Origin of the sequence: Streptomyces sp. Isolate_45 (genome assembly GCF_024721315.2) — a bacterium.
GTDB lineage: Bacteria > Actinomycetota > Actinomycetes > Streptomycetales > Streptomycetaceae > Streptomyces.
Map to the genome: position 1 here is coordinate 1 of NZ_JANFAK020000278.1, position 6,108 is coordinate 6,108.

At 75.0% G+C, this 6,108-nt stretch carries 7 protein-coding genes; 6 read left to right on the forward strand and 1 reads right to left on the reverse strand.

Annotated features, from left to right (window positions below; all coding sequences use genetic code 11):
* The 6 genes from NOD94_RS39740 to NOD94_RS39765 all read left to right on the forward strand — a co-directional run.
* On the forward strand, positions 1-1,391 hold a 1,391-nt coding region (locus NOD94_RS39740), incomplete at its 5' end, for a hypothetical protein (RefSeq protein WP_281211113.1).
* A gap of 184 nt (positions 1,392-1,575) precedes the next feature.
* Positions 1,576-2,337, forward strand: coding sequence for a DUF1524 domain-containing protein (locus tag NOD94_RS39745; RefSeq protein ID WP_281211114.1), 762 nt, complete (start codon positions 1,576-1,578; stop codon positions 2,335-2,337).
* Positions 2,334-2,615 (forward strand): hypothetical protein, encoded by a 282-nt coding sequence (locus tag NOD94_RS39750; RefSeq protein ID WP_281211115.1) that lies wholly within the window; start codon positions 2,334-2,336, stop codon positions 2,613-2,615. The genes NOD94_RS39745 and NOD94_RS39750 overlap by 4 nt, the downstream gene beginning before the upstream one ends.
* A gap of 127 nt (positions 2,616-2,742) precedes the next feature.
* Positions 2,743-2,964: a DUF5302 domain-containing protein gene (locus tag NOD94_RS39755; protein ID WP_281211116.1), complete on the forward strand. Its 222-nt coding sequence runs from the start codon at positions 2,743-2,745 to the stop codon at positions 2,962-2,964.
* Between the two features lie 108 nt (positions 2,965-3,072).
* The gene (locus tag NOD94_RS39760; RefSeq protein WP_281211117.1) at positions 3,073-3,486 is read left to right on the forward strand and encodes a rodlin; all 414 of its coding nucleotides are present in this window, start codon (positions 3,073-3,075) and stop codon (positions 3,484-3,486) included.
* Positions 3,487-3,692: 206 nt separating this feature from the next.
* The gene (locus NOD94_RS39765; RefSeq protein ID WP_281211118.1) at positions 3,693-4,601 is read left to right on the forward strand and encodes a glycoside hydrolase family 19 protein; all 909 of its coding nucleotides are present in this window, start codon (positions 3,693-3,695) and stop codon (positions 4,599-4,601) included.
* A 28-nt stretch (positions 4,602-4,629) separates the two neighbouring features.
* On the opposite strand, the gene NOD94_RS39770 is transcribed toward NOD94_RS39765, so the two are convergent.
* A partial coding sequence (locus NOD94_RS39770; protein ID WP_281211119.1) for a helix-turn-helix transcriptional regulator occupies positions 4,630-6,108 on the reverse strand: 1,479 nt, incomplete at its 5' end.

Below are 6,108 nucleotides of genomic sequence, written 5' to 3' on the forward strand. Positions count from 1 at the left end.
CGGCCGCCGCCGAGGCCCTGGCCGCCGGGGTCACGGCCGGGGGCGCGGTGGTCCAGGCCGAACTGTTGCGGGCCGCCCACTCCGCGCGCCTGGCCGGGCTGCCGGCCGCCGAGGCGGCCGCGCTGCGCGTCGTACGCGGCCTGCGCGCGGCGCGGGAACGCGACGCCGCCCAGCGTCTCACCGACCTCACGGCGGCCTTCGCCGGGCTGCTGCGCGTCGCCGCGCTGTTGGCCTCCGGCACCGGCGGACCGGGCGTGAGCGACGGCGGCCGCCGGGCGTACGCGGCCGGGGGCAGCCTGCGCGTGCAGGGCCTGTGCCGGGAGCCCGTGCTCAGTGCGACCGGCTACGGCGGCGTGGTCACCCACCTGCTGGACTCGGACGGCGCCCACTACTCGGTGTCCGACGTCCGCCCCGGCGGGCTCGCGCGGACCCGGGGTGCCGGGGCCGCGTCCGTGGCCCTGGGTGGTGGCGTCCTCGACCACGCGGGGCTCGCCCGCGGCGGCCTGCGCGTCGTCGGGGCGACGGTCTCCGCCGACGGCCGGCTCGGCGCCGGGCGCGGGGTGCGGGCGACGCCCGTGCCGGGCCTCTCCTGGTCCCAGGAGCCCTTGGCGGCGCTCTTCGCCCGGCCGGCGGCCGAAGCCGTGGCCGCGCGGCAGGCGGACGGGGCGGCGGGGTCCGAGGTGGCGCTGCTGGGCTGCGACGTGCGGGTGGAGGGCGCGGCTGGCGAGTGCCTCCTGGTCCGGGAGCTGTCCGCGGACGGCACCGTACGGCCGGACGCGCCCCTGCTCCGGCTGCGGCCCGCCCACCCGCATCCGGAGCTGGCGCACACCGCCAACCTGCGCCGCCTCGCCGGGCATCCGGGCCTGGTGGTGCGGATCCTGGGGCGCCCCGACCTGGACCGGGCGGCGACGCTGCGTCCGCTGGCCGTGGGTCCCGTGCCGGGGGCGGAACACACGCTGCGGCTGCCGCGGGAGTGGCTGGACCGGGCCGACCTGGGCTACGACCGGCTCCAGGGCAGCCACTTCCCGGACGGCGGCGGCCCGCGGACGTCGCCCGGCTCCTGCGATCCGGGTCCGGACCCACTGGCCGACTCGCCGCTGTGGCGGGTGCGCAGGCTGCTGGAGGCGGGGGTCGCGGGCGGCCGCCGCGCGGTGGCCGGGTCCGGCCGCGGCCCGGAGCCGCTGCCCGCGTACGGACCGCTGCGCCGGGCCGGGTTCGCCGCGGCGGCCGACCTGGTGGGGGCGCTCGTCCTGGAGGCGGACCGGCGACCCCGGAACGCGTTCGGCCGCCTCACCGAGCCCTCGGCCGACGCCTACGCCCGCGCATGGCTGGCCTCCGCCACCCATCTGGAGGCCGCCGGGCGGTCCTTGGTCGCCGCCTCCTGGAGCTGACCGGCGGAGCTGCCCGCCGGGCCCCGGTGGCACCGCTGCCGGGGTCCGACGGCGCGGCCGTTCGTTCCACTTGGTGCGAGCGGGGTGTCCCGGGGCGACTCCGGCGGTCCCACCGGGGGTTGGATGTCCGGTTATGGGTAGGCTGCGGCGGACAGTGTGCGGAGTCTCCTCGGGGCGGGGTTTCATGGTGCGTCAGACAGGTCCGGGTGTCGCGGTGATGACCGTGGTGCTGCTGTTCGGCAGCGTCGGATGCGGTGACCAGGGCCCCGGGGACGGGAAGGGCGGGGACCGGCCGGGCGCTACGGCGACCCCGAGCGCCGGGCCCTCCGGTCCGTCCTCCTCCCCGGAGGCTTCGCCGTCGGGCGACGACGCGAAGCCGGTCGCCGGCGACGTACTGCCCGGGATGGTCAGCGCGGCCGTGGCCCGGACCAGGTTGGCCGCGCTCACGGTCGGCAAGCCCGGCACGATGGCCGGGTACAGCCGTGACAAGTTCACCCACTGGGCCGAGCAGGGCAACAAGTGCGACACCCGCGAGACGGTCCTGAAGCGGGACGGCGCGAACGTCTCGCAGGATTCCGAGTGCCGTGCCGTCTCCGGCGACTGGAAGAGCCTGTACGACGGGGTCTCCGTCACCGAGGCCGCCAAGCTGGACATCGACCACATGGTGCCGCTGGCCGAGGGCTGGCGCTCGGGGGCGGCCGGCTGGGACGCGGCGAAGCGCAAGGCGTTCGCCAACGACCTGACCCGCCCCCAGCTGCTGGCGGTCTCCGCCTCCTCCAACCGCTCCAAGGGCGACCAGAGCCCCGACCAGTGGCAGCCGACGGACCGGTCGAGCTGGTGCCAGTACGGGCGCGCCTGGACCACCGTCAAGTCGCACTACGGGCTGACCGTCACCGAGGCAGAGCGGGCCACCCTCACCACCATGATCGACACCTGCGCCCCATGACGGACCCCGAGGCCTGGCGGCGGCAGGACGGGGTCCTGGCCGGTCCCGGCGGCGCCATGACCGATGAGGTCGGGGTCATCACGGGTCCGCTCACCCTGAGGACCACGGCCGGTCCGGACGGCGAGGTCCGCTTCGCGATCCAGTACGAGGAAGCGGACGAGTGGTACACGCTGACCGGCAGCCCGGTCACGCACGGTGATCCGGCCGTGCTGCACGCCGCGGCGCTGGCCGCGGTGCGCGCCGGCCAGGGGGCCGAGGCGCCGCGTCCGGGGGCCTGAGCGGCCCGGAACGGCGGCCCGAGCGGCCCGGCCGGGCGGGCCCGGTCCGGGAACGGGAGGTATCGCGATGGCCTGAGCGCTGCCCGACTGACAGACTGGGGCAACTTGATCACTCCAGGAGGCAGCCATGTCAGACGAGAACGCCACCCCGCAGGCCGACGCGGCGCAGACCGACGCACCGCAGGACGAGACCCCGGCCGAGGAGGCGAAGCGGAAGTTCCGCGAGGCCCTGGCGCGCAACGCCTCCAATGCCCAGTCCCAGCAGGCCCACCAGAGCCGGGCGAAGGTTCAGGGGTCCAGCAGCGGGGCGGGCGGCAAGAACAAGAAGGTCCGTCGCAAGACCGGCTGACCGAGCCGATCGTTGGGCCGCATGGGTGACGCGCGATAACCACCGGCGCCGGACGCAGTTGATCAGGACGTCCCGCCGGGGACAGCTCATGCGACAGAAGGATCAACGATGCTCAAGAAGTTCATGGCCACCGCTGCGGTCACCGCCTCCGTCATCGGCACGGGTGCCGTCATGGCCTCCCCGGCGATGGCGATCGGCAACGACAACGGCGTGAACACCGTCAACGGCAACGGCGCCTCGCAGGTTTACGGCAACCAGGCGACCGAGGGTGCGATGAGCCCGCAGCTCGGCGCGATCCAGGGTTCGCTGAACAAGCTCTGCGTCGGCCTGCCCGCGAAGGTCAACGCGCAGTCGCTGGTCGCGGTCCTCGCCAACATCGGCGTCCAGGACGTCAACGTCCTGTCCAACCCGCAGAACCAGCAGTGCGCCGAGAACTCCACCCAGGCCAAGGGTGACGAGTCGCTGTCCCACATCGTGGACAACATCCCGGTCCTGTCCGGGAACCTCTCGGCCGGCAGCTGATCCGGTCGGCATCCGAACCGGCGTGACGACCCAGGTCGTCACGCCGGTTCGGCGTTTTCCGGCTCCCGCCGCCCCTCCCGACCCCGTTTGGCACCTGCGGACAATATTTGGTCTAGACCTTGACAGGTCCAGACCACTTCGGTTCAGTGGCGGTAGTCGTCGCCCCCACTCCTCGCGACAACTCCCCCCACCACAGGAGCAGTTACGTGATACGTGCCGTCCGCCGCCGCGCCCTCTCCCTCGCCGCCACCGCCGCGGTCACCCTCGGCCTCGCCGTCGCCCTGCCCGCCTCCTCCGCATCGGCCGCCCCCGCCTGCGCCACGGCGTGGGCCTCCTCCGCCGTCTACACGGGTGGCGGGACCGCCTCGCACAACGGGCGCAACTGGCAGGCGAAGTGGTGGACCCAGGGCGAGACGCCCGGCACCACGGGCCAGTGGGGCGTCTGGTCGGACCAGGGCGCCTGCGGCGGTGGCGGCGGCCAGGACCCCGACCCGTCCGGCTTCGTCGTCAGCGAGGCCCAGTTCAACCAGATGTTCCCGAACCGGAACCCCTTCTACACCTACAACGGCCTGGTCGCGGCGCTGTCCGCCTACCCCGGCTTCGCCAACACCGGCGACGACACCACGAAGCGGCGCGAGGCGGCCGCCTTCCTCGCGAACGTGTCGCACGAGACGGGCGGGTTGGTGCACATAGTCGAACAGAACACCGCGAACTACCCGCACTACTGCGACGCCACCCAGCCCTACGGCTGTCCGGCCGGGCAGGCCGCCTACTACGGCCGCGGGCCCATCCAGCTGAGCTGGAACTTCAACTACAAGGCGGCGGGCGACGCCCTCGGCATCAACCTGCTCGCCAACCCGTACCTCGTCGAGCAGGACCCGGCCGTCGCCATGAAGACGGCGCTCTGGTACTGGAACACCCAGAACGGCCCGGGCACCATGACCGCCCACGCGGCCATGGTCAACGGCGCCGGCTTCGGCGAGACCATCCGCTCCATCAACGGGGCGCTGGAGTGCAACGGCGGCAACCCCGCCCAGGTGCAGAGCCGGGTGACCAAGTACCAGAACTTCACCCAGCTGCTGGGCGTCACCCCGGGCAACAACCTCACCTGCTGATCCGCGCGGGCCGCCGCGCCGCCCGGGCTCAGTGCCCGCGCAGCGCGGTGGCCAGCTGCGCGCGGGAGCGCACGTCGAGCTTCTGGTAGATCCGGGTGAGTCGGGACTCGACGGTCTTCACGCTCAGGAACAGCTTCGCGGCCGCTTCCTGGTTGCTGGCCCCCGCGCCGACGAGCAGCGCCAGACGGGCCTCCGCCTCGGTCAGGGCCGCCACCCCCGGATGCGGGGCGGCGGCCTCCGGCGTGGTGTCCCGTGCCAGGCCGAGCCAGGGCTTCGCCCCGGCCCGCTCGAACACCTCGGCCGCAGCCAGCAGCGCGGCCCGCGCGGGCGCGCGGCGGCGGCGTCTGCGTTCGACCCGGGCCAGGGCCAGCAGGGTCCGACCGTGCTCCAGCGGCAGTCCGAGGGCCTCGAAGCGCCGGGCCGTCTCCTCCAGCAGGGCCACGGCGGGCTCGGCGTCCCCCCGCGCCGACAGGCACAGGCCCCTGGCCCGGTCCAGGGCGGCGAGCACGGGCGTCCGTCCCAGGGAACGGGCCACCGGGGTCACCCCGTCCAGCAGTTCCGCGGCGCGGTCGGGGGCGTCGGTCGCCACCAGGGCCTCGGCGAGCTCCCCGTGCCAGCGCAGGATCGACGGGTCGACCACCTGCTGCGCCCCTTCCAGCTCGGCCACCCGGCATAGGGTGGCCACCGCCTTCGCCGCTTCCCCGGTGGCCAGTTCGACCGTGCCGAGCGCGTACAGGCCCCGGGACAGGAAGACCTGGTCCTGCTCCTCCTCGGAGGCCCGGATGCCGCGGCGGGCGTACCCGGCCGCCCGGGCGAAACTGCCGCCCGCGGCCTCGGCGGTCGCCGCGACGTACCAGGCGGGGCCGGGCGACAGGCCCGCCTCGATGGTCAACTCCACGGCCCGGCGCGCGTGCGCGGCGCCGGCGGCGCAGCGGCCGCGGCGCAGCTCGACCTCGGTGAGGCTGCGCAGCACCTCGAAGACGTCCTCGGCGGATCCGGTCCGTTGGACGGCGGGCAGCAGCGCGAGGAGCTGGCCGTGCGCGTCGCCGAGCCGGTCGTCGAAGAGGGCGTGCCGGACGGCGAGGTACTGGGGCGCGTTGCGCATGCCGAGGGGAACCTCGGGGGCCGGCAGGGCGAGGGCCTCGGCGAGGATGTCCTCGGCGTCGTGGTCGCCCAGGATGCGGCCCATCCTGGCCCGTACGGTCAGCGCCATGGCCTCGGCGACCTGGTCGCCACCGGCCTTGGCGAGGGCCCCCGCCTCGGCGGCGGCGTCGCGCGAGCGGACGGGGTCCCCGTCGCTCAGGTTGAGCTTCCAGGCGATGCGGAGCTGGACGGCGGCCCGCAGCGAGGGGTCACCGGCGGCGTCGGCCACCGCGTTGGCGAAGGTCTCGTCGAGGTCGGCCAGTGCCTGGCCGGCGGCGTCGATCACGGCGAGGCGGGCCCGCACCCGCTGGGCGGGCGTGGCGTCGCGGGCGAGGACGGCGCGCGTGGCCCGGCGGGAGATCGG